General features: G+C 49.0%; 11 protein-coding genes. 3 read left to right on the top strand and 8 right to left on the bottom strand.

What is annotated here, in order from left to right:
• Positions 1–437: 437 nt before the first annotated feature.
• The gene (locus tag G8759_RS34120) at positions 438–4493 is read left to right on the top strand and encodes a hybrid sensor histidine kinase/response regulator transcription factor (protein ID WP_167218060.1); all 4056 of its coding nucleotides are present in this window, start codon (positions 438–440) and stop codon (positions 4491–4493) included.
• On the opposite strand, the gene G8759_RS34125 is transcribed toward G8759_RS34120, so the two are convergent.
• The 8 genes from G8759_RS34125 to G8759_RS34160 form a co-directional block, all read right to left on the bottom strand.
• Positions 4490–7345 (bottom strand): alpha-L-rhamnosidase, encoded by a 2856-nt coding sequence (locus tag G8759_RS34125; protein WP_167218063.1) that lies wholly within the window; start codon positions 7343–7345, stop codon positions 4490–4492. The two genes, G8759_RS34120 and G8759_RS34125, sit on opposite strands and share 4 nt — an antisense overlap.
• A 74-nt stretch (positions 7346–7419) precedes the next feature.
• On the bottom strand, positions 7420–9783 hold the full coding sequence (locus G8759_RS34130; protein WP_167218065.1) for an alpha-L-rhamnosidase-related protein: 2364 nt from the start codon (positions 9781–9783) through the stop codon (positions 7420–7422).
• A 13-nt stretch (positions 9784–9796) separates the two neighbouring features.
• Positions 9797–13207: a CRTAC1 family protein gene (locus G8759_RS34135; protein WP_167218067.1), complete on the bottom strand. Its 3411-nt coding sequence runs from the start codon at positions 13205–13207 to the stop codon at positions 9797–9799.
• A gap of 9 nt (positions 13208–13216) precedes the next feature.
• Entirely contained in the window at positions 13217–14242 is a 1026-nt protein-coding gene (locus G8759_RS34140) for a GntR family transcriptional regulator (protein WP_167218069.1), read from the bottom strand.
• A 23-nt stretch (positions 14243–14265) separates the two neighbouring features.
• Entirely contained in the window at positions 14266–14436 is a 171-nt protein-coding gene (locus G8759_RS34145; protein ID WP_167218072.1) for a hypothetical protein, read from the bottom strand.
• 188 nt (positions 14437–14624) lie between these two features.
• On the bottom strand, positions 14625–16217 hold the full coding sequence (locus G8759_RS34150) for a RagB/SusD family nutrient uptake outer membrane protein (RefSeq protein WP_167218074.1): 1593 nt from the start codon (positions 16215–16217) through the stop codon (positions 14625–14627).
• 13 nt (positions 16218–16230) lie between these two features.
• A complete protein-coding gene (locus G8759_RS34155; protein ID WP_167218076.1) occupies positions 16231–19425 on the bottom strand; it encodes a SusC/RagA family TonB-linked outer membrane protein in 3195 nt (1064 codons plus the stop codon).
• Positions 19426–20389: 964 nt separating this feature from the next.
• Complete coding sequence (locus tag G8759_RS34160) at positions 20390–21295, bottom strand: LysR family transcriptional regulator (protein ID WP_167218078.1); 906 nt, start codon at positions 21293–21295, stop codon at positions 20390–20392.
• A 157-nt stretch (positions 21296–21452) separates the two neighbouring features.
• On the opposite strand from G8759_RS34160, the gene G8759_RS34165 reads away from it, so the two are divergent.
• Together G8759_RS34165 and G8759_RS34170 are read left to right on the top strand one after the other, a co-directional pair.
• Positions 21453–23114: a carboxylesterase/lipase family protein gene (locus tag G8759_RS34165; protein WP_167218080.1), complete on the top strand. Its 1662-nt coding sequence runs from the start codon at positions 21453–21455 to the stop codon at positions 23112–23114.
• A 98-nt stretch (positions 23115–23212) separates the two neighbouring features.
• On the top strand, positions 23213–25651 hold the full coding sequence (locus tag G8759_RS34170) for an alpha-L-rhamnosidase-related protein (protein WP_167218082.1): 2439 nt from the start codon (positions 23213–23215) through the stop codon (positions 25649–25651).
• Positions 25652–25706 lie beyond the last annotated feature (55 nt).

Raw genomic sequence — 25706 nt, forward strand, 5'->3', positions numbered from 1 at the left:
TAAATTTATCCGTACGGATAAATGGTCATGAACGACGGGTTTGCGTACACGAATAACCGGAATAAAGCAGTATACAGCGTATGCTAAAAATATGAGTTGACAGTTAATAAAAATCAGAAGCCTCCCCTACCCATCCACGTTCAAAAAAACGTCCGAATAAATTAAGGTTAAGATTCTACGTAGAAAGGCTAGTAAAAAAGTTACGTTCCATTGTTTCTTATGATACCTCTTCCTGATCGTGAATAATAAGATCGCCGGTACCTTTAATTCCGATATTTTAATTCTTAATGGATGATAACCGATGTATTTTTACATAGCTAACGATACGATCTGAAAACGAGCGACTCATCCGATACTGCTAGTTTGTCTTTCACGCCAAAATTCCACATATTCCTACGATGCAATTCGGTTTTTTGGCCCTTCTGATCAGTTGGTTGATGACATCTTGGTTGCCCGCTGTGGCACAGGTTAACTTTCAGTTGCTCAATACTGGCGATGGGCTTTCTCACAGTACCGTTCATGACTTATTGCAAGACCGGAAAGGGTTTTTATGGCTGGCAACCGCTGACGGTCTGGATCGCTATGATGGTCAAAGTTTTCAGGTGTATCGTCGCTCACAGCGTGACCCCGGAAGCCTAAGCAGCAACGAAGTAACTTGTCTTTTTGAGGATAAACAGGGCCGACTGTGGGTGGGCACACGGTCCGGTGGATTATCGCAATTGGACAGCACGGGCATCCATTTTGACCATTTAGTCCGAACATCAACGGGCGTCGATATGTCGACGGCTACGATTACGGCGCTGGAACAGGACAGATCAGGTAAAATCTGGGCGACAACAAATGACTTAGGAATTCTCCAGATTAACCCGGCTACGCGGGAGGTTAAGCAGTTATCGGTGGATAATTACCACTTGCCCAAAACACGACCGTTTACAGTTTGCCCAGATCATGACGGCAACATTTGGATTGGCTACGAAGCTGGCGTTGTAGTGAAGATCCGTCTTTCTGATTATCAAGTGCGGATGTATCAGTTACCGATCCGAAATACCGTTTCTACCGGGAATATCATGACGCTGCTTTGCGATAGCCGGGGCCAACTACTGGCAGGGACACAGGGGTGGGGGTTGTTTAGGTATAACCCCGCGCAGGAATCATTCTCATCGATTTATTATCGGGAAGGAACGATTGAGGGTGTGAACTTCGCCCGGAGTTTGTACGAAGATGCTACGGGAAAATACTGGCTAGGTACAGACGATGGGGTACTGGTATCGGCGCAAGCGGATTTCGGGCAACCAACGCAGTATCGGGCGGAGCCAACCGTGCGCAACAGCCTCAGCACACACGCCATTCTCTGCGTTCGGGGCGACAAACAGGGAAATATCTGGATGGGAACCTGGGAAGGTGGGCTTAATGTACTGTTTGCCCACCCCGGCTTATTTGAGCAATATACTCACCAGATCGGGCAGCCCAACAGCCTGATGACGCCCCAGATCTCGTCGGTATCCGCTGATAAACAAGGCAATGTCTGGATGGGAAGCACACAGGGGCTCACTTATTTAAACCGGAAAGCAAACACGTATCACCATTATAAGCATCGGCCCGGAGACCCCACTTCGCTGGCAGGAAACGACGTTACGTTTATCAATAGCCTGTCAAATCGGGTCTTGCTGGTTAGTATCTGGAACAAAGGCACCGATGTCGTGGATACCGAGACAGGCCGGGTTTTGCGCCACCTGACGCAGTTAAATTCGGAGCAGATTCACACTGTTCTTCCGACCGATTCTCACAAAGCCTGGGTCGCAACCAATCGTGGGACACTCTGGGAATTGGACACTAAAACCTGGCAGATCGAGCCGGTAAAAGGGTTTACACGTACCAATAATTCGTTCAGGACAATTCTGGAAGGAAGCGACGGCACCCTTTGGATTGGAACACTGGGTCGAGGCTTGATTGAGTGGCGAAGACGCACGGGGCTGATTCGTCGGCATCGCTTTTCCTTGCCTGATGGCCTGGACGATAGTCATGTGACCTGCCTACTGGAAGACAGGCAACACCGCCTTTGGGTGGGCACGCTGGGCGGTTTGCATCGGTTCAATACCAGCAGGCAGCGTTTTGAGTTGATTTCGACCGACAACGGATTATCAAATGATGCCATCATGAGCCTCTGCCAGGATCGGAGAGGCAACGTATGGGTGGCCACAAACGACGGTCTTTGTCAGCTTAATGAAGCCGGTCAAGTGGTGCGAACATATCGTAAAAGCGACGGTTTACCAGGCAATGATTTTACGGAAAAAGCCGTAAGTCAAAGCCCGGACGGTACGCTTTTTTGGGGTGGGAAATACGGTTTAACGGTTTTCAATCCCGTTCGTTTCGAAACCAATGCCCAGCCATTTCCGGTTTACATTACCGGCATGAAACTCTTCAATCGCGCTGTGGTTCCGGGGGAAGCCGATTCTCCGCTTACGCGCAATCTGCCAGAAACGAAGTCAATCACCCTTCAGCACGATCAGACCGTTATGACGTTCGAGTTTGCCACAGTGGCGTTCCAGGCACACCGGAACATTCGATATGCATACCGTCTAGACGGTTTTGAAAAGGCCTGGAACTTCGTTGGCCCGCAACAGTCCGCGACTTATACCAATCTTGACCCCGGCACGTATTTGTTTCGGGTGAAAGCCGCCACCTCCGATGACTTCGCAAAGGCCTCCGAGACCGTGCTTCAGCTGATAGTGCTTCCGCCCTGGTATCGTACCTACTGGGCTTATTTTTTATATGCAGGCCTAGTGGCCAGTCTTTTGATGCTCATTCGTCGGATGATTCAGATTCGGGAAAGCTATAAAACCGAGTTGAGAATTGAGCACATCGAAACCGAAAAAGCCAGGGAGCTTGATCGATTACGGTCTGGCTTTTTTACTAACATTTCGCATGAGTTTCGTACACCATTAACCCTCATAATGACCCCGTTAGAGCAGTTTTTATCTGACCGGGCACCTGATCCCCGGCGTCTCTGGTTCCAGACTATGCATCAGAATGCCCACCGGCTTTTGCGGCTCATTAATCAGTTACTCGATTTGTCAAAACTGGAATCAGGATCATTCCGTCCTGAAATCAATCGGCAGGATATATTGGAGTTTGTCCGGCGAGTGGTGGGTTCCTTTGAACCAATTGCCGTGCAGCAACGCGTAACCTTGCAGGTAGAAACGGAACTAGCTACGTTCCCCGCTTTTTTTGACCCCGATATTGTTGAGAAGATACTTTATAACCTGATTGCCAATGCCCTGAAATTCACAACCGAAGGTGGTACTGTTACAATTCGATGTGCGGTTGGTAACGTCGGTGAATCGCCAGAGTTATTACTGGAAGTTGAGGATACCGGTATTGGCATTTCGGCTGACCATGTATTGCATATTTTCGACCGGTTTTATCAGGTGAATGGCCAGCACCAGCTCAAAAAAGCAGGTACAGGTATCGGCCTGGCCTTAACAAGAGAGTTAGTTGAGTTGCACCGGGGTAGTATTCAGGTCGAAAGTCAGCTTGGTGTTGGAACGGTGTTCACAATCAATCTACCCGTATCTGAGATATCTTTCCCGGTCGATTGGCTATCAAATCGCCCGGTCGACGGAGTGCCAATAGCTGACAAACCGGCAATCTGGTTAGAGACTGCATCGGAAGTAACGCCCTCGTCCGTGAACAACTCCAGCGACCTTCCGCTGGTTTTGATTGTAGAAGACCACGATGATTTGCGGCATTATCTAAGTGATTGTTTTAGCCAAAGTTATCGGGTTTTGCAAGCCACGAACGGTAGAGAAGCCCTCGAGCAGGCCGAAAAGGAAGTTCCGGACCTCATTGTTAGCGATTGGTTGATGCCAGACATGGACGGCGTGCAGTTGTGCGAAGCCATCAAAACCAACGAGAAAACCAGCCACGTTCCACTCATTTTATTAACGTCAAAATCAAGCACAGAAAGTAAGCTACAGGGCCTGAGCGTTGGTGCTGATGACTACGTAACGAAACCCTTCAATGTGGACTTACTCCGAACACGGGCCAGAAACCTGATTCAAAGTCGGCAGCAGTTACGCGAGAAATACGGTCGGATGATCTACCTACAACCCTTCGACCTTCCGATTGAGTCTGCCGAAGAGCTGTTTCTCAAAAAAGTACTTTCGCTTATCGAAACGCACATCGCCGATACTGATCTAGACGTACAACGACTTGAGCGCGAACTGGGTATGAGCAATACGCAACTGTATCGCAAGCTGAGAGCATTGACCGGTAAAGGCGGGAATGAACTCATTCGAAGCATCCGGCTGGAACGTGCCCGACAATGGCTCCGTGCGGGCGGGCATCAGGTAGCCGAAGTGGCTTATCTGGTTGGCTTCAACGACCCAAATTATTTCATCCGCGCCTTCCGAAAGGAGTTTGGCGTTCCGCCAGGAGAATATCTCCAGGAAAGTAAGTCGAACCCGGATAAAGGCGACGTTGTGAAAGTCTAATTTTGAGACATAAATTGATATGTCCCCGATCCAATTTCTACGTATAAATAGCCGTCTTTAAACTCTTTCACCTTAATCGCCGGATTACTTTTCACCTCTTTAGCAGACTCCACAACGGAAGCAGGATTTGTTGTTGGAATAAACACAGTAGCAACTGTATTTACGGGAACGGTGATTTTCAACGTAACTGTTTTTCCTGCTTTTTTCCAGGATGATTCAATCTTCCCGTTGATCGAGCGATAGGTGGCATTTACATAATTAAGCCCCTCATTTGCAATCTCAGGTTTGATCGTAAAGGTTCGGTAGCCTGCTTCACCAACTTTGAGCCCTGCCGCATTACCAAATAGCCATTCGTTGACGGCTCCAAATGCGTAGTGGTTGAATGAATTCATACCTGCATTATTTTCAAACCCTTTCCCTTTTATGTAGCTATTCCAGCGCTCCCAAATGGTATTTGCGCCATTCACTACCTCGAACCCCCAGGAAGGATATTCGGTACTTAGCAGTAATTTATAGGCTTCGTCGCTATGACCGGTACTTGATAAAGATGGTAACAACGGTTTTACGCCCAAAAAGCCTGTCGAGAGTTTGTTGTTATTAGCCTTAATAAGCTCAACCAGCCAATCACCCGCTTTTTGATTTTGGTCAGGCTTCAACATATGCATGTAAATCGCATTGGCATAAGCCGTTTGCGTGTGTCCGTCAAAACCCATCTGACCATCGACATAACCGCCACCATCGCCATAAGCGGCACTATTTGTTTTAAATTTTCCGGTTTCTTCGGTGTAATGTGCCAGAAAAGCCTGTTTGATTTTGTTAAAAATACCATGATAATAAGTTGACTCCTCTTGCTTGTCAATGGCGTTGGCCATTTCAGCCATCATGGAAGCTACATAGGCGTAATACATCGTCGCCAGCATATCAGGTGGCGTTTTCTTGCCAACAGACAGCCAGTCACCAAACCCACCTTTGGGCGAAATATCTTCGAAACTTGCCTCTTTATATACGTACTCACCTTTGCTCTTCGCTTCCATAAACCTGAGGTAGGCAACCATATTTGGCCAGAATTCACGGATCACCCGGGTATCACCGTAGGTCTTGTAAATCGTATAGGGGCAAATAATCCCGGCCTCCGACCACCCGGGCGAATACGTATCGGTTTTACGAACGTTTGGTGCAGGCGCATAAATTGGATACGACTTATCAGCCCGTTGGGCATCATTCAAATCGACCAGCCACTTCGTAAAAAAGGCCGATATATCGGTATTGAAGGTGGCCGATTGAATATAAGCCTGCGCGTCACCCGTCCAGCCGAGCCGTTCATCGCGCTGCGGGCAATCGGTGGGCACATCAACATAATTGGAACGCTGGGTCCAGACAATATTCTGATACAGCTTATTGATCAGTTTATTATCCGTCTCAAACGACCCTGTTTCGGGCGTTGCGGATGTCAGAACAATGCCGGTTATAGCATCTAGGCCCGGTACTGTTCGGAACCCCGCTACCTCAACATATTGAAACCCATGATAGGTGAATTTAGGCGTCCAGGTTTCGCCTTGTTTATCACCTTTGAGTATATACGTATCGGTTGCCCTTGCTTTGCGCAGGTTCTCCGTCATGATTTCCCCATTTGGGAATAAGACTTCGCCATATTTCAAGGTGATTGTATCGCCTTTATTTCCTTTTACCTTAAGCCGTACGTTTCCGGCAAAATTTTGTCCTAAATCAAACAGGTATTTACCGCCTGATTTTGGCGTTACTGTTTTCGATTTTAATTCCTGAAAAACCTGAATTGGATATCCTGGATAGGCTTCGATTTTCCGCCCCGATTTATCGGGATAAATTGTGCTATTCTTCCAGTTCGAATCGGCATAACCCACTTTACTCCAATTGGCAAATTCCAGATTGGCGTTGTAGGTTTCGCCATTCAGCAAGTCAGCTTCAAGGACCGGCCCGTGATTCGTTTTCCAGGTCTGATCAGTAGCAATCGTTTCTTTCTCGCCATTGGTATACTCGACTTCCAGTTGCGCTTTTAACAAGGGAACATCGCCATAGAAATTTTTCACAACCGGGTTACCGACCAGCAGCGCATAGCCAAGATAGCCAGCATACCAACCCTCAGCAACGATAGCCCCGAGCGCGTTTTTACCGATTTTCACATCGGCCGTAACATCGTAAGTTTGGTAATAGACTCGCTTGTTATAATCGGTCCAGCCCGGAGTGAAATAATCAGTTCCAACTCGCTTGCCATTGATCTGAAATTCGTACAAGCCAAGCGACGTAACGTATAGGCGTGCCCGTTTAACTGTCGCCTTAAATTGTGCTTCCCGCCTGAAAAAAGGGGCTGGTGGCAAATGATAGATTTTCCCTTTTCCTAACGCCCTTAAATCATTACCTATCCATTCCGCTTTCCAGTCGGATTTATTCAGCAATCCCATTTCCCAGCCAGCGATCGCGCTCCACGGACCAGCTTGGTCGTATTTGTCCCAACTGCGGACTTTCCAATAGCAGACCGTTCTTGATGGCAAAAGCTTGCCTGCATATTCTATTTGGTTGGTGGCATTGCTAGCCAGTTTAGTTGAGTTCCACAGATCAGGAGTGTCTGTAGCTAGTAAGTTTGGTGATGACGCGACCATAATCTGATAGGCCGTTTGAACCTGACCTCTGATGGCCGATGTTAATTCCCAACTCAATCGCGGTTTTGCCGCATCGACGACTGGATTTATTTTGTATTCAGTCCGTAGGTTAACGGGTTTCAAATCCGATTTATTGGCAGCTGATTGATTACTTGATAGAATCATGGCAGAAAGGATCAAGGCTACACTTCGGATGCTGGACTGAACAAACTTCATGGAGTTGGTTATGAGTTTCTTTCCTAGGAAAGAGTTCTTTTACTAAAGTCTAATGAGGCTATTTTAGATTGGGGCTATTTTACAACCAAATGCTGACTGCCGTCATGGAGTTTGACCCTTTTGTTATTCCAGACCAACTCACCAGTCAACGTAGCGGGCAGTTTGATATCGGCAGTCAGCACACCATTCTTCTGGCTGAACTTTACTTCTATCAGGCCCAACGAATGCGATACGCTTCCTGAGACCCACGTCAATGACCCAAGTTGCGGATTAACCCTAACTCGCCTGAAACCGGGCGCTGCTGGTTTTATCCCGCATACTGTTGCCAGAAAATCGTAAACCGGGCTTGCACTCCAGGCATGGCAATCGGAACGGGTAGGTTCCGGGCGTTCGGCGAAGGTCGTCAGGCCTAGCGAAAGCATCTGCTTCCAGGGCGTTAGCATACCAATGTATTGGCTCCCCAGACCCGCTTTCAGGAACGCCTGATTCAGATAGAACCGGTAATAGATTGTGCATTGGATGATCGTTTTATCCGCTACAATTCGCTGGAGTAGGGCTGCTTGCTGCACTTTCGGAATGGCATCTGCCAAAACTGCCAATACATTCGCGTGTTGACTATATTCAGTTTTAGCGGGCGTGTCGGCTAGTTGTTGCCGGGAAGAATCCCAGCATAATTGATAGGTGTCCTGACTCAATTTATTGGCTAATTGGGCGTAGCGAATAGCTTCCGTTTTCTCTCCGTATGCCGTTAACAGAGCGGCTGCCTGACGTAGCGCCAACACGTATTGCAGGGTCAGAATAGCCGAATTGCCATCCAGCGCACCCGCCGGAATCCCGCTTAGTTCCTCCTGACCTTTCCAGGGCCACTCGTTGGGCCAGTCGACAAAATTCCAGTACGGCATCTTGTCCAACATACCCTGTTTATTGACGTATTTCTCATAAAACTGCACCACCTCCTGAATCTGATTCAGATACGATTTAACAAAGGCATCATCCCGGCGATGCATCCAATAATCATGAATCATTGTGATCCAGAATAAAGAAAACGGCGGAATAACCTGGTGTACATTCGACGGATACCGGCTGCTCGTAAGTCCTTCCGGTATCTGGGAATCAGCAAATTGCTGGATGGCATTGCGCATCAACCGATCATCGCCCGACACGTAAAGCGAGATCAGTGCCTGAATCCGGGTATCCCCAATGTATTGAAGTTGCTCATAATACGGGCAGTCCATATACGTTTCATTGGCGCACAAGCGGGCCGTTCGCCAGCCCACTCGCCACATAGACGCTAAAGACGAATCGCTACTGAAAAATGAGGCTTTTTCAACGAAAGGATATGCTGTAAATCGACTGGAATAGTCGTGGATAGTTAACGGGTTCTGATGATTTTCGATTGTTAGTTCAACGTAGCGAAAGGTGCGATACCAGAGCGGTCTATATAGGCGTTTTGCTTCCCCGTCCAGCAGAAATACGTCATAATCGCCCCTGATCCGCTTGTTCGTCACATCGTTCCGGTTCCCTTTCTGGCCGCTTTTCGTGTCGAACAATGCTTCGGCATAGGTTGCCGTGATCTTAGCTCCCCGTCCTCCGCTAACCAGTAATTCCGGATAAGCAGTTGTTAAGGAATCCTGGTCGATAAGCAACGTAACAGTCGACCAGGTGGGAATGTTAATTGCCTCATTCCCTTCCAGAAAAGCCATATTGACCTTTATTCCATCTGCCCGCCGAATACGTGCGAACCGCTGTTGCCGTTCTTCTAGGAGAGGAATATTTCGGGGAGTTAACTTTCGGGAGGCTTTTTCAGCCGAGTCGAATGGAACAGGCCGTTCGGTTTCGCAGGCGGGTAGCCATTGCTCATCCGCGAAAGTAGGTTGCTCCCAACCCCAGGGGTACCGTTGCGCAAAGACCTGATCAAACGGCCCAACAATGTGGTTTACGTTGGCCAGTGGTGTATACGCCATATTCTCAATTACCCGCCAGCTGTGGTTCGTGTTGACAACAGCTTCAGTCTTGGAATGCCCCTGAATTAGCAAGCCCGTCTGCTGTGATAACTGCGCCCAGGCAGCTTGCTCCCCCTGATTCCAAACCCAGGCGGCCAGTACATTTTTGCCATTCTGAAGAAAAGGAGCCAGATCAATCGTCTCGTATCGCCAGTGCGCTGGGTCGGCGCGTTGGGGGCCCAATATCACCGATTTGCCGTTTACAAACAATTGATAACGGTTGTCTGCAGATAGGTGAACAATGAATGATTGGGGCTTATCTGATAGTGTAAACTCCTTACGAAACAGGAAAACACCATATCGCTTCAGGGACGTGTTGCAAGGCCCAATCCAGCTCGCATCCCAATGATCGGGTGCTGTTGGATCAGGCTGTTGCGCTACGGCGGTTAGGTTTAGGAAAAGGGTTATAAAAAGGAAAAAGGAGGTATTTCTCATTGGAAGTAATTATTCATTGAACCTGACTATGTTGCCAAACCTGCAACGGTCCATTATTATTTGCCACTAACCACCAGACTGAACCGTCTTTACGTCGAAGCGGAACTACGGCTTTGGCATCTTTATCGATAACTAATCCGGTATTTGAAACTGTTCGAAAATGCCCGGCACCATCGCCCGACAGCAACAACCCCTTTCCTGCATCGTGCTGACCACCAATGGTTTCTGCGCCATAGAAGTTACCGACTAGTAACAAGTCTAGCCGACCGTCGCCCGTGAAATCGCCTGATTGAATCCCGTAGATCGGGGCCATCTGGGCTTCAATGGGTAATTGGTGAACAACAAAACCAGCCTTGCCTTTATTTTCAATATAACAACTGGCCATCTGCTGGGCTTCGCGAACATAGGCCGACTTCCGTTCATCCTCCGTGAATAAGTCCTCGAACGGGTGGCTGGCGTAGTCATGGAAGGTTGGAAAACGCTTTTTAATGGAGGGAATCTGTACCATCAATACGTCTCGTTGCGCTACCGGAACGTGTTCGTGATTCAGATAGAATGTCAGGATCGGATCGAGCCGACCGTTATGGTCGAAATCATCGGCGAACACGCGTACCGGCTCCGTTGGCGACGCTCTGAATTTGCAGTTTAATCCCAGATTACCGGCTACGAAGTCCATGTCGCCATCACCGTCAAAATCCTTTGCCAGCAGCGAACACCACCAGCCTGATGCCTGATCGAGTCCATCAATTTTTCTCATCCTCAAACGCCCACCTTCATTATGAAACAGCGTTGGTGCCATCCATTCTCCTACCAGCATCAGGTCGGCCCGATGATCGTTATCCGTATCGGTCCAAAGAGCGGCTGTTACTAAACCAACTTGGCGAAGACCAGGAGCCAGTAGATCAGTCACGTCTGTGAACTTGGGTCCAGCCGATTTACTTCCTTCATTCCGAAGTAAATAACTATCAGCTGGTTTAGGATACTGTCCGGGAATAATGCGTCCTCCCCGAAACAAGTCCAGATCACCGTCACCGTCAAAATCGCCGACCGTAACGCAGGCACCGCTGGACCTGGTAGTAGGCAGTGCCGATGGCGGAGCGGGTCGAAACGTTGGTCTGGCTGCTCCATCATTGAGATAAAGGCGATCCTGATAAGCAACGGATAAGCCTTCTTCACGGCTCCCGCCACTCACTACGTACAGGTCCAAATCACCGTCGGCATCGGCATCGAAAAAGGCTGCGCCCATATCTTCAAAGGCATCACTTCCGGGCAAGGTTGCCGTTATAAATTGGCCATTGACCTGCTGCATGTAAATGTTTGAGAGTTTACCATAATCGTTGCCCATGAAAAAATCGTCGAGATGATCGCCATTTACATCGGCAACGGCCAGACATGGTCCATTTTTCGAATATTGATGCGGTAACAAAGGTGTCCGGTTAAAATCGACCACTGAATTCTCCTGATGAGCAGCAATCAGGCCGCTTTGCTGAGCAGTCAGCTCAGTAAATAAAGGTGGGCGGGCGGTGGCTGGGCTTGTCCATTCACCTTCCGGTTTGTACGAAATGGAAAGCATACGATCAGTTGCACTCTGCCGTAGAATTTGTTTTTGGCCATTTGGGTAACGGATCACCAACGAGTCAAAACGGCTGGCAGCTCCAAGACCAAAGTGGATCACGTTTTCGACGGTAGATACAAAACCGCGCACGGGCGACAGCTCCTGCATCTGCATCTGGCCATCGGTATATAACCAGACTTTGGTGCCAATCGTAACGGGCAATCCCGGTGCGGGAGCAATAGTCAGTCGAAGCCAGTGATGCTCCTTGCCTTTTTCGTAACTATGTTGATTAAGCCGATTTTCTAGTACAAAGGCTTCATCGTCAATATTGTTTGTTATTAAGTCAAGATCGCCGTCATTATCAAAATCAGCATAAGCTGCTCCGTTTGAATAACCAAGCTGGTTAAGCCCCCAGGCATCCGAGACGTCTTCAAACGTCAGCGATGCCGCTGGATTCCCCCCCTGATTGCGGTAGGCGTATTTCGACACCTTTACATCAGGCAGTCGATATAACTCATCTTTTGTTTGTTTCCACTGCGCTTCTGGTGTCCCGAACGACGCTTGCTCGTGGTTGAATACGATAAAATCGAGGTTGGTAACGTCGCGTCGATAGCCATTCGTGATGTACAAATCTTTCCAGCCGTCATTATCAAGATCGGCCAGTAGCGGTGCCCAACTCCAGTCTGTTTTTTCGATTCCCGCCAATTGACCAATCTCACTAAAACTTACTGTTGATTGACCGTTTGTTTGACTTATGCCCCGGTTTAGCTGCAGCGTGTTGCGCATATACTGGGGTTGGTAGCCAAGTGCCTGCTCCATCTGAAAACGGTTGTAGTTTGAACCGGGCAGCATCATTTTCTGCCGATAATTATCAGGAGGTAGCATATCGAGTACGACAATATCGGGCAGGGCATCGTTGTTGATGTCGGCAATATCCACGCCCATACCGTTGTGGGTTTGGTGTTTCAGCAACGTTGCCGCCTGATTAGAAAAATTCGGCTTGCCCGTTTCCGGCTTGTTGAGCCACACTAAATCGTTCGACAAAAAGTCGTTGGCACAATACACATCCGGCCAACCATTATCATCCAAATCGCTGACACAAACACCAAGACCATAACCTTCCGCCAGAATACCCGTTTCCCGCGATACATTGACAAAATGGGGTGATTTTTCACCCGGTGTTCGACCATCGTTTCGGTAAAGTCGATCCGTGCTGGGCGCTTCGCCATCCAATTGTTTGGGCCGAAGCGTATTGCGGTTCGTCGTTTCGAGGGCGTTGGTTAGTAAATAACAGTCTAGATCACCATCACGGTCATAGTCAAAAAAGGCTGCCTGGGTACTGTATCCCGTATCATTCAAGCCATAGTCAGCGGCTCGTTCCGTGAAGGTAGGCGTGCCGTTAGCTTGTAGACCATTGTTGATAAAGAGTTTATTCGTTCGTTGGGTGGTGTCTTTTGTTGGTCCAGCCACGCTCACATAGATATCTGGCCAGCCGTCCTGATTGACGTCGGCCACGCTAACCCCCGTACACCAGACAGTAGTGCCTGTGCCTGACGGCTGGGTTATATCTTTAAAATGAAAGTCCCCCTGATTTAGATATAGCCGGCTCGATACCTGATTACCGGCAAAATAGACATCAACCAATCCATCTTTGTTGAAATCACCCACACCGACCCCCGCTCCATTGTACATGTATTCGAACGAGAGTACATTCACGGAGTCGTTTTCCGTCAGCCGGTTGGCGAATGTAATACCGGTTTCCGATGATTTACGCTGGACGAATAGTTTCTCTTTGGATGTACAACTTCCAAATAACCCAACCAGACCGATGACCAACCATCGGATCTGATACCACGAAAAATAGACCATAAAATTAGCTTAGCAGGAAGCCCGGAATTGTAATTGAAGAGGAAGGGAATACGCCGGTTGGCTGGGACCGGGTTGGCCAACCAGAATTTGCGACACCAATCGGCCCACCTCGGCCGAGGGATGCGAAATCACCGACACGCCACCCGCTAAAAGTCGCGTGTATTCATTCTCAGTTAAGCTCACAACGCCCAAGTCCTGACCAAGTCGGAGGGCATGCTGCTGGCTGTAATCCACGAGCGTAATCAGGTCGGCGCTGTCAGTTACGAAATACGCCTGATGCAGGCAAATATCGGCCTCAGTGAGTTCGTCGAGTAGCTGAAAATTGAAATCGTGGCGCGTGCAAAACTGTTGAAACGCCTGGATATAATCGGCTTCAAAGAAATCCAGATTCGGCAGTACCAGATTCAGTTGACTATATTTCCGTAGAACAGTTAGTTGACTTTCCAGCGCTTCGTAAAAGGCTTTTTGACCACCATAATAAATCTGATGCCCGTGTGTCAACAGGTTTCGCCATTGGCTACCAACCAAGATCAACTGGTTACCCGGCAGGTTATTTAGGCATTGAATCGACGCGGGATTCGTTTCGACCAGGTGCGGCATCAATAAGAAATAATGGTAGTTGCCAAGGTGCTTGTCAATCAATTGACCCAGCAAATCCTGCCGGTAATTATAGGTGCAGATATCGATGAGCGCCTTCCCGCCCACCTGCCGAACAATGGCGTCGTGGAGTTGTTTGACGCTTTCGGTTAGTTGGCCGGTAATAATCAAGACTCTCTGTATCCGGCGGTTCGATTTACCCGCAATAAAGTACCCTTTTCGGTATACCGACGTAATTAAACCGAGTTGCGACAGTGTATCATAGGCCCGCTTTACGGAGTCTTTTGACAGGTACCAATCGGTGCAGGCATCATTGATCGACGGCAACCGATCTCCAATGCGTAACGAGCCACCTTCGATCTCACTAATTACAGCATTAACGACTTGTAAATACTTCGGCGACCGCTGCCGATCGGTCGTTATTAAGGTGTCTTTCATAAGGGTATGAAACGAAATTTGTATTACGACAAAGCCATCCAGACCAGCGCCAGAAGCAACCCAAAAAGCAGCAAAAGTGCCAGAGGTTCCAACCAGAGAATACTTTTTGGTTTGATAAGTGACGCCTTCCCGAACTGACGCCAGCTTTCTCTGAGCAGCTTTATCGGACGAGCGTTCCAAGCTTTACCAATCATGTTGTTTAACTAAATCTTGGTAAAGTGATACAAATATCTTCCTTTCCTTTCGTGTACTGGTAGTACAGATTCGTCAAATGACTGGACAAATCCGGCAAAGGCACCAGAATCAGCTAGCCCACTAAGACAACAGGCCGGAATCCGGCCTGTTGTTCGTACTCCAACCTAGAATTAATAACCACACTAACTCAGAAACCCGTGTTCTGCAGAATAGCTGGGTTTAAATCGCGCTCACTTTGTGGAACGGGTTTTAGTAAGTTCTTTTCGGCCCAGTTTGTATTGGCTGTGGTTCGGCCAAAATCAACATCGGTTTTGATGTTAATTAGGCCCGCCCGATGCCAACGAACAAGGTCGTCGTAGCGGTGATCTTCCAGAGCAAACTCGACGCGTCGTTCGTGCATCAAGGCCTTGAAAATCTGGGCATCCGTACCAACGGCAACGTCGGGAAGTATTTTTCCGGTTGCATCCGCGCGCTGGCGAACCTGATTGATAAGGGCAACGGCACCCGCCAAATCTTTCGATCCCAACAATTTACATTCAGCCAGCATTAGCAGAATATCGGCGTAGCGAATCGTCCGTTGGTTATTGACACTCAAGGGCGATCGATAGTCGATATTAACATCTTTACGAACATATTTGGCGGGCGTTGAACCCGTAATTGTCCAGTTTTTACTGTAGACCCATTTCTGAGAACCATCGATATTGGTACCTGTATCATATGGATCGCCATCCAGAAACAGCGTGGCTTGTCGGCGGGGATCGCCCGCTTCAAATTCTTTCTGAAGGCCCGTTGTGATCTCAATCTGTCCATAGCCTGTTCCTCCGGCTCCGGGCGCACAAACATTGTTTGGACCGCAGGCAGCCCGATAATAAATAAGCCGTGCCGTGCCAGCAGCTGATCCGTTCGAGAATACAAAATCAGCCGGGAGCCAGGGATTCACACCGCCAATACCCATTTGAACCTCAAAAACAGATTCTGCATTATTTTCAGTTGTTGGCATGAAGTTGTCCAGGTAGTTCTTTACCAGCGAATACTTACCAACCAAGCCCTGAAACTCAGCGGCTGCTTCTGTATAGAGTGCAGGTTTCTTTTCCCACTGGGCACGAAATAGCAATAGTTTGCCTAGCATAGCTGAAGCGGCCCCGCTGGTGGCCCGTCCTTTGTTGGCGTCGTCCCATTTGACGGGCAGCCCCGCTTTCGCCAACTTCAGATCGGCGATGGCGGCATCCCATAACTCGCCCGGCTGTGAATTGCCGACACGTGTCTCCGCCAGCGTACGGGGAGTGACAGTAATCAGTGGTGCATTTCCCCAGTTAATCGCCAGAAAGAAGTTGAAGTAACCGCGCAGAAAACGGGCTTCTGCTTCAAACACTTTCTTCGTAGAGTCGGACACGCCCTTCGCGGCTGGTAGCTTTTCGATGATAATATTGGTTCGTTGAATACCCTTGTACGTATTCGACCAAAGCGCACTCCAGGTTCCATCGGTCGAGCGCCAGTTGAACTCTTCAATGTTATCGGCACCATTGTTATGACTAGTCTGATCGTCATCAATCATACCTGTGCCTTTAAACCAGCCGCCCGCATCAAATTGCTCGTAGGTATAATTCAGCAGCGTCGAATACGCCAGGACAGCCGCCCCCTTAAAATCGTCGGTCGATTGGTAATAGGTTTCCTCATTGAGTGCTCCCAGTGGAGCCAAGTTGAGCTTCTTCTCGCATTGCGAAAACAGTCCGGCAATGAACACCGTGGTCAGAAGTGTAAGAATATAAGATCGTTTCATAGGAGAGTTGCGCTTAGAAAGTAAGATTAGCCCCGATTTGTACTGTGCGTGGCTGAGGCATGTTCGCATTGTCGGTACCAGCCTGCAATTGCGAACTGAACGTGGTCACCTCTGGATCGAGGCCCGTGTACTTGGTGATTCTGAACAGATTACTGGCCGCTATGTACACCCGAACGGTCTGGGCCACTTTCAATCGGTTGAGCAATGCCTTAGGCACTGTATAGCCCAACTGCACATTTTTCAGGCGCAAAAATCCACCGGGTTCAATCCAGCGACTGGAAAAACGGGCATTGCCGTTGAGATCGCGAGCTGTTGCCCGAGGAATGGTATTACTCGTGCCCTCGCCCGTCCAGTGGCCCAGTACGTTCACTAATTGGTTGTTCCCAGAGCCTGCCATTGTTTCGTTGGCGGCCCGGTAGGAATTATAAATACTATTACCAGATATACCCTGAAACATGACGGCCAGGTCAAATCCTTTCCAATTTGCATTTACACCAAAGCCGTAGAAAAAGTCTGGAATTGTTTTGCCGAGATTAGTCCGGTCATCGGTTGTAATCAGACCATCGGCCTTACCGCTAAACTGCTGGCCGTTCGTGCCCGGTCCGTTGTTGTCCTGGAAAATCATATCGCCCGCTACGGGTTTCTGCCTATTTACCGTTACGTCGGGAACAGCTGCGTTTGACTGTTCCTGATTTTGGTAAATGCCGGTTGCTTTGTAGCCATAGAAATACCCAATCGGGTAACCAACCGCCGTGCGATAATTTCCGCTGGCAAATTCCTGAACATTAGGGGCTAACGCCACCAGTTTATTCTTAACCGTAGTTATGTTGCCAAAGAAGTCCAGCGTCAGGCCCGATTTGAAGGATTTTTTGTAACTGGTTTCAAACTCAAGCCCCCGGTTATTAACGAGACCGAGGTTAACCGGAATGCTCGTAAACCCAGATGTCGTGTTGACGGGCAAACTGTACAGGAAATCTTTCGTGTTCCGATTATAATAGGTAACCAGCAGGTTCAAGCGGCCGAAAAGTGTTAGATCGAAACCTGCATCTGTACTTTCGTTAATCTCCCAGCGGAGGTCACTGTTCACCAGATTCGGAATACCCGTTCCATTCAGCGATGACTGACCAGTGCCCAACGTGTACCAAGGTCCCTGTTGCACCCGAGCCAGGTAAGGAAAATCCAATCCGATTTTATCATTACCTAACTGACCCCAGCTACCGCGTAACTTCAAGTCGGTCACAAAGGGCAGTTTATTCTGAAAAAACGATTCGTTAGAAATCCGCCAGGCAGCCGACACCGCCGGAAAAAGTTTACTCCGGTTTTGCGGGGCGAAGTTTGACGACTGATCGTAACGAGCCGTCAGCGTGACTAAGTATGTATCCTTATAATCATAGCTCAACCGGCCAAACCTTGATGCATAGGCTTTTTGCCCCAGGGACGAAGAAGCATTGTTATAGGCAAATCCACCATTCCCATTGGAGTTACCCTGCTGATTCTGAATACTCGAATAGAAATTAGGGTCGGTGCTCTGAAAGTTAGCACCGGTGTATCCCAGATAATTACTCTTTATTTCCTGGTATTCCATACCTGCAATCGCATTGATGGAATGTCCGCCGAATTGGCCGTTGTAGGTGAACGTATTGGTAAACACCTGCTGGATACCTTCACCACGCCCATCCTGGTAATTATTCGTATTCCGCTCCTGCCCCAATTCAGCAGCCGTATAGCCGGGACGCCAGTAACTTTGCCGGTACGGGGAATAGTCCACCGCAGCTACCGACCGGAATTTCAAGCCTTTTATAATTTCCAGTTCGGCGTAGATATTGCCCAGCAATCGGTAAGAATAATCGTGGTTCTCGTTGACGGCGTTGATACCGATGTTGTTCAGCCGGACAAAACCCGCTACGTTCAAATTTCCGGTATAGCCATATCGGTTGCCAGGAATGCGGTGATCGGTATCATAAATACTGAGTATCGGCGGCATATTCGTCGTACTGGCGTAAATAAAGCCATCGCCAGTGCCATTAGATCCCCGGTATGTATGGTTGTACGTCAGTGTTAAAGCCTGCCCAATCTTTAGCCGACTACCCACTTTATGATCGCTGTTGACCCGGAACGAATACCGGCTCAGATCATATTTATTCACCATTGCCTGCTGTTGGTAGTACCCCAGCGAGATGAAGTAATTGGACACGTCGTTCCCTCCCGACAGTGACAGGTTATAATTCCTGACCGGCGCATTCTTGTGAAGCGCAGCATCGCGCCAGGCTTTGCTGTTGTCAATATTGAGGTATGGGCTTCCGGGCCGTAAATCGGGCGCCAATACTAAGTAGCCGGAGCTTCCCGGCACAAGACCCGCCTGTGCATTGGCGTTGTTGATAGACTCCGTAGCCAGTGCTACATACTGCTGGGTATTCAGCATATCCAACTGATTAGGAAAGTTTTGTACCCCACTGTAAACATCAAAATTCACACGTGGCTTGCCCTGTTTTCCCCGTTTTGTTGTTATCAATACAACTCCATTTGCCGCCCGTAATCCATAAATCGACGCCGATGAGGCATCTTTTAGCACAGATATGCTTTCTACATCGGCGGGATTAATCTGATTGCTAGTCCCATCACCAATCGGAACGCCATCTACCACAAACAGCGGCTGGTTGTTACCAACGGTACTAACTCCCCGAATACGAATGGCCACTCCTGCACCCGGTGTTCCGTCCACACTGGTAATCTGAACACCCGAAACACGCCCCTGAATGGCAGCCTCCGGGCTGGATACGGGTAATTTAATGATGTCACGCGCCTGTACTGTACCAATGGATTCAGTCAGTTTTCGCGTCGTTTTCTGTCCATAACCAACCACAACCACTTCATTGAGCGAGCGAGCATCGGGCTGTAACGTCACAGTAATGATCGAACTGACCCCAATTGTGGTTTCCTGTCCGACGTAGCCCACCGACGAGAAAACCAGCGTCGCTGGTCCATTTGGTACACTTAGCCGAAAGTTACCGTCGGCATCAGTGGTGGTACCGTTGGCAGTGCCTTTTAAGAGGATATTGACACCCGGTAGACCGTTATTTTCAGTGGCATCAAGCACCCTTCCCATCAAGGCACGTGTTTGAGCCTGTATAGGTCCAGCCAAGCCGAACACTAACGTCAGGGTCAGGACGAAAAGCGGTAAGCGCAAAAAGTAGTACGTTCGATTCATACAAACGGGGGTTATAATTGTATTTTGTTCCTAAAGAACTAGAGTTAAATTGGAAGATCTGGGTGGGTCTATCCTGATTACAGACGTTAGGGCGTGCGTATCCAGCTGGCTTAAACCATTGTTAAGCAGATAGAAAATGTTGGGTACTAACTCAGCTTGAATCGGGCTAAATTATTGATCAGTAGGGTTTATTCTTTCTGAATTGGGTGGACTAAAAGGATTGAACCGTTTATTGCCAAATCTTGCTATCCTAATCAATGCACTCATACTTAGAAAGTTACCTCTAAGCTCCCAGATGACCCCTCTATTTTCAATGGGTTAATGCATAATCTGGAATGTACTTCAATAGTTGAGAGCCTGACGAAGGTTCGACGCTCATCAGGTTGGCTATTCAGTATTATCTGTTTTGAATCATTCATCCACTATAGAAACGGTCGCACCGAACGCATTACTAATGTTCTTTATCTAATCTTTCATGATTTATTGGCCGATATATCGCTGCTGTAGACCGGCCCAACTGTATTACCTTCCCCATTGTACTCGTCCTGCAGACTGTCAAAGTGACCGCTCAGCAAACTATTAGCCAAATCACCCGCTTACAATTACTTTTTAACCAGACAGTTATACAAGATCGAATCCAGGCACCTAAAGGATATAGCAAAGAGCTAGTGGAAGTCTTAATCGAATACCCGTTTAGTAAGTCTACAAATCGACCGTCGTACGGCTTCCAAATAGTTGCAGAGCTTAGAGCAGATTGGAATGTTGCAAGCCGAAAAGAAGTAAAAAAAACGCTGGCCTATCCGGAAATCATCCGAATGTGGAAGCACTATTGAATACCCATGACAACTCGAAACGGCCAAACTATTCCATTTGAGAAAGGGGTCGTGTGTGCCCGTATAGACCTCGATTATTGATGTCTTCGAAAAACAGGACGTCCACTGCGTGGACGTTTTCAGGCATCTGTTTAGTAGTTGACCAAGCCTGCTAACGCTTCTACCAATGGTTTAGGCTGTTCCGATTTATGAACCAATACATGCCGGATAACAATCTGTTTGAAGGACGTTCCATCCGCGTTGATAATGGGCATCGACACCAGATTGGGCTCCTGCTGTAAATCCAGGGAAGCCGGAATAAACGCAATGCCTTTTCCCAGTCGAACCATACTCTTTAGTAAGTCAAACGAAGGCACCTGCTGTACAATATTGCTGGATCGGCTAAAATTAGCCAGGCGACATATATCCTCCGCCTGCACGAAAAACACCCCGGCATCCCGTCCGACGTCAACCCACTTTTCGTTTTGAAGCTGCTCCAGCAGTACGCCCGTCTGGTTAGCCAGCGGATGGTCCCGGTTCATTAGAATGGTGTAATCAGCTTCAGCATAGGGAGTTGCCAATAAGCCTTCGCAGACCAGAGGAAGCACGGTCATTCCCAAATCAATCTGTTCATTAGCGACCCATTCCTGTACCTGAACGGTATTTGCCAGTTCCACGATTTTAACGTCCAGTGCGGGAAAGTGGGCTGAAAATAATTCGAGCATGCCTACAATCCGTTCCGGCAGAATCAATTTGAAAACGCCCAGCCTGACACGCTGCTGTTTAGCTACAACCTGTTGAATGTTATGAACGGCTTGCTCACTCAAGTGCAGAATACGCTGGGCATCGACCAGAAAAAGAGTTCCTGCTTCCGTCAGTTCAACTTTATGCCATTTTGTGCGCTGGATGCCTACGAACAGGTCAGTTCCTAGCTCCGCTTCCAGTAGCTTAATTTGTTGACTCAAGGCAGATTGAGTCACGCATAGTTTCCTGGCTGCCTGACCAAAATGCAGTGCCTCAGCTACACCAACGAAGTATCTCAACTGACGCAATTCCATAAAGCAGGTTGGCTACTGACCAGTCCGACTGGATAAAGTGATAAGTATTTCTAATCACAAAGTAAGAAAGTATAATTAGACTTTTCAGTTATTTTTCTATCTTTTTGCTTTATTCAATACACAAACTCAGCTTCATTCCAATTCAAGCCCTTTCCTTATGATTCCGATTGACCGACGCCATTTTCTCAGCCAGCTTGCCCTCACGGCGGCAGCTATGAGTTTACCCCCCTATAGCTTTGCATCAACGGGCAAGGCCGATGAGTATGTGGTGACCGACACTTCATATGGTCAAATACGGGGAATGCGTAAAGACGGGGTCAATTTGTTTCGAGGCATTCCTTACGGTGGCCGCATCTCGGGGGATCGCCGGTTTCGCCGGCCCATGCCCCTGCAGCCCTGGACCGGCGTACGGGATGCCCTGGAGTTTGGCGCACCGGCCATTCAACCACCCCGGCGAAATGAACCGGCTCCGTCTGAAGACTGTCTGTTCTTAAACGTCTGGACCCCGGCAAATGACAATCGGAAGCGTCCCGTAATGTTCTACAGCCACGGTGGTGGCTTTGTGATCGGGTCAGGCGCAGCCGGTGGGCAGGACGGCTCAAACCTGGCGCGCAATTTCGACGTGGTGGTGGTCGAGACAAATCACCGACTAGGTCTACTGGGCTTTTTGTATCTGGACGAAATTGCAGGATCTGAGTACGCAGGGTCGGGTAACATGGGAATGCTCGACATCGTGGATGGACTGAAATGGGTCCATGATAACATTGCCCGGTTTGGGGGCGATCCAGCCAATGTGATGATCTGGGGTGAATCGGGGGGCGGAGCCAAAACGTCCTGCCTGTATGCTATGCCTTCGGCTGCTCCCTATTTCAACAAAGCCTCTATTGAGAGCGGACCTGGTGTACGCATGACTCCGAAAGAAGTTGCGGCCGAAACGACCGCGATGCTGCTCAAAGAGCTCAACATTGCTCCCAAAGACTGGCGAAAGCTGCTGGAAGTTCCGGTGGCTGACTTGCTGACCATGCAGAACAAGCTACCGTTTGTACCTCCCTTCCAGGAAAAAAATAAGAATCAGGGGATGATGCGCCGGAATTACGGTGGATTTGGTCCGGTAGTCGATGGCGGAGCGCTGCCCCATCATCCCTTCGACCCAACAGCGCCGGCCATTTCCCGTAATAAACCGCTCCTGGTGGGTTGGAACGAAGATGAATATACCTTCTTCGCCTGGGAACGGAAAGATACCGACTTCGCTAAGCTGGATTTCGAAGGGGTACAGAAGCGACTCGAACCGCAATTTGGTCAGGAGACGGCCAAAGTTATCGAAGCGTATCGAAAAGCGACTCCCAACGCGACGGCTCCACAGCTCTATATTGCCATTTCCTCCATTGCCATGATGGGGCTTGGATCGGTGGACATCGCCGAAAAGAAAGTAAAACAGGGTGGAGCGCCGGTCTACCTTTACAACTTTGGCTATAAATCCGAGAAACCCATTCCCGGCACGGACTATCCCATGGGCACGCCCCACGCCATGGACATTTCCTTTAAGTTCAACAACGAGATTCCACCCCGCGACGGCTCGCAGCCTAAAGAAAGCTTTTTTGGCGGCAACCGGCCCGAGCGCTTTGTGGCCTCTCGTCATTTTGCTGAGCTTTGGACCACCTTCGCCCGCACGGGCAAGCCAACCGCTAAAGATGTACCCGCCTGGCCGGCCTATAACCTCAAAGACCGGCCGATGATGCGCATCGATGCGCAATGTGAGGTCATCGATAACCGATACAGTCAGGAACTGACCATGTGGCGGTCAATCGGTAAATTATAGACTCATCACAGCTGGCTTGATCAGCGTCGATTCTGCGGGCGCCTACTTATGAGCGAGACGATGTATCAGCTTTCCCTACCCCTTATCCGAACAACCGAATGCGACCTCTTTTTTATAGTTTATTTTCGCTCTTAGTAACGCTGGCAGCACTTCCCGGTCTAACCGCTCAGTCTATTCGGGAAGAGTTGCAGCAAAAACCCTGGAAAGCCCAGTGGATCACCGGCCCCGGCCGGCCTATTAACCGCTTTACGGCCTCGTCGGATCTGAGTCTCAAAGATTATGGCGTCTTCAAGTTCCGGAAAACTATTGAGCTGCCTCAAAAACCAGCTTCGTTTCTAGTCCATGTATCGGGTGATAACCGCTACAAGCTGTACGTCAATGGCAAGCAGGTCGGCCAGGGACCCGCCCGGGGTGATCTCTATTTCTGGAACTTTGAAACACTTAACCTGGCCCCTTACCTACAAACGGGTCGAAATACGGTGGCAGCTGTGGTATGGAACGATGGCCGGGCCAAACCCGAAGCCCAGATCTCTTACTTAACGGCCTTTATTTTGCAGGGGGCCACCGAAACCGAAGAAATACTAAATACCAACGATAGCTGGAAAACGATTCAGGACCAAAGCTACCAACCTCTACCCGTACGCGTGCCTGGCTATTACGTAGCGGGCCCTGCCGAACTTGTTGACATGAATAAGCACGTAAAAGGCTGGGAGAAAGATAATTATGATGATGCGAGCTGGGCTAAGGCCCGAATGATTGGCCCCGGTCTTACCAAAGATGCGGCTGTCAATTCCACAGGCTGGATGTTGGTGCCCTCCCCGATTCCCTCAATGGAAATGACCCAGCAGCGGCTGGTCTCCGTCCGTCTGGCTGAAGGGGTTACGATACCGACGGGTTTTCCAGCTGGTAACGAAAAGGTTACGATTCCGGCCAATACGAAAGCCACAATTCTGCTGGACCAGGGGTATTTGACCAATGCCTATCCAACGCTGGCGTTTGGTGGTGGCAAGGATGCAACGCTGTCGATGGGCTATGCCGAGGCTCTCTACAACCGACGCAATGCCCCTGCAGGTCCCGGACGCATGGGTACGCTTGCCAAAGGGAATCGGGATGAGGTAGAGGGTAAGTCGTTTATTGGCAAAACGGATAGTCTGTTGTCAGACGGTACGGCGGGGCAGGTTTATAGCCCCTTATGGTGGCGAACGTATCGATATATACGTCTCACGATTAACACAAAATCGGACCCCTTGGTTATTGACGATTTATACGGAACATTTACGGGTTATCCATTTACATCGAACGCCAAACTCCAGACCAGTAGTCCGGAACTGGGTAAGATACTCGATGTTGGGTGGCGAACAGCCCGGCTCTGCGCCTTTGAAACGTACATGGATTGTCCCTATTATGAGCAGTTGCAGTACATCGGCGATGCCCGGATTCAGGCGTTGGTATCCCTTTATTACGCCGGCGATGAACGGCTTGTTCGGTATGCGCTCACCCTCATGGATCATTCGCGCATCGCTGAGGGGATTACCTTGAGCCGCTATCCGACCGATTTACATCAGCAAATTCCGACCTTCTCGCTCTGGTGGGTAGCCATGCTTCACGACTATTATCGGTATCGGCCCGATAGCTTATTCATCAAAGACAAACTGCCCGGAGCTCGGCAGGTCCTCTCGTTTTTCGAGCGCTATCAACAGCCAGATGGATCGCTAAAGAACGTTCCCTATTGGCTATTCACCGACTGGACTCAGGGAAAAGGCTGGGATTTTGGCATGGCACCCATCGGCAAAAACGGGGAATCGGCTATATTGGATCTACATTTATTATTGACGTATCGACTGGCCGCAGAGCTGGAAAACGATCTGGGGTTAAAAGATCTGGCCCGAAAGTATTTGAACCGGGCTGATCAACTTAGCAAGACCATTCAGCGGAAGTACTGGAACCCGACCCGTCATCTGTATGCGGACACGGAAGACAAAGAGACTTATTCACAACACGCCAACTCGCTGGCCATTCTAACGGGCATTACTCCGCCTAATCAGACCCTGACAATAGCCCGGACGATGCTGAGCGATACGACACTGGCACCAGCCTCGATTTATTACAAGTTTTATCTGCATCAGGCCCTGACCAAAGCAGGTATGGGTAATGATTACCTGACCTGGCTGGGCAAGTGGCGGGAAAATCTAGCCATGGGTTTGTCGACCTGGGCTGAAACCTCCGACGTAAACACATCCCGCTCGGATTGCCATGCCTGGGGTTCGAGTCCCAATATTGAATTCTTCCGGATAATACTGGGTATTGACAGCGATGCACCAGGGTTTGCTAAAGTGAAAATCACCCCGCATTTAGGCGCCATCGAGACCATCAGGGGTGAGATACCGCATCCCAATGGAACGCTATCAGTTAATTATATAGTTGCAAAGGGGAAGCTTCAGGCTGAGGTAACACTGCCCCAAAAAACAACGGGCAGTTTTGTCTGGAAGGCCAAATCGTACCCATTAAAAGCCGGTAAGAACACCCTCACCTTATGAGGTATCCCTAAGAAAAAACGCCAATCAAGCGTGGATCATACGACTCTTCTGATTG

The sequence above is a fragment of the Spirosoma aureum genome (genome assembly GCF_011604685.1).
GTDB classification, from domain to species: Bacteria; Bacteroidota; Bacteroidia; order Cytophagales; family Spirosomataceae; genus Spirosoma; species Spirosoma aureum.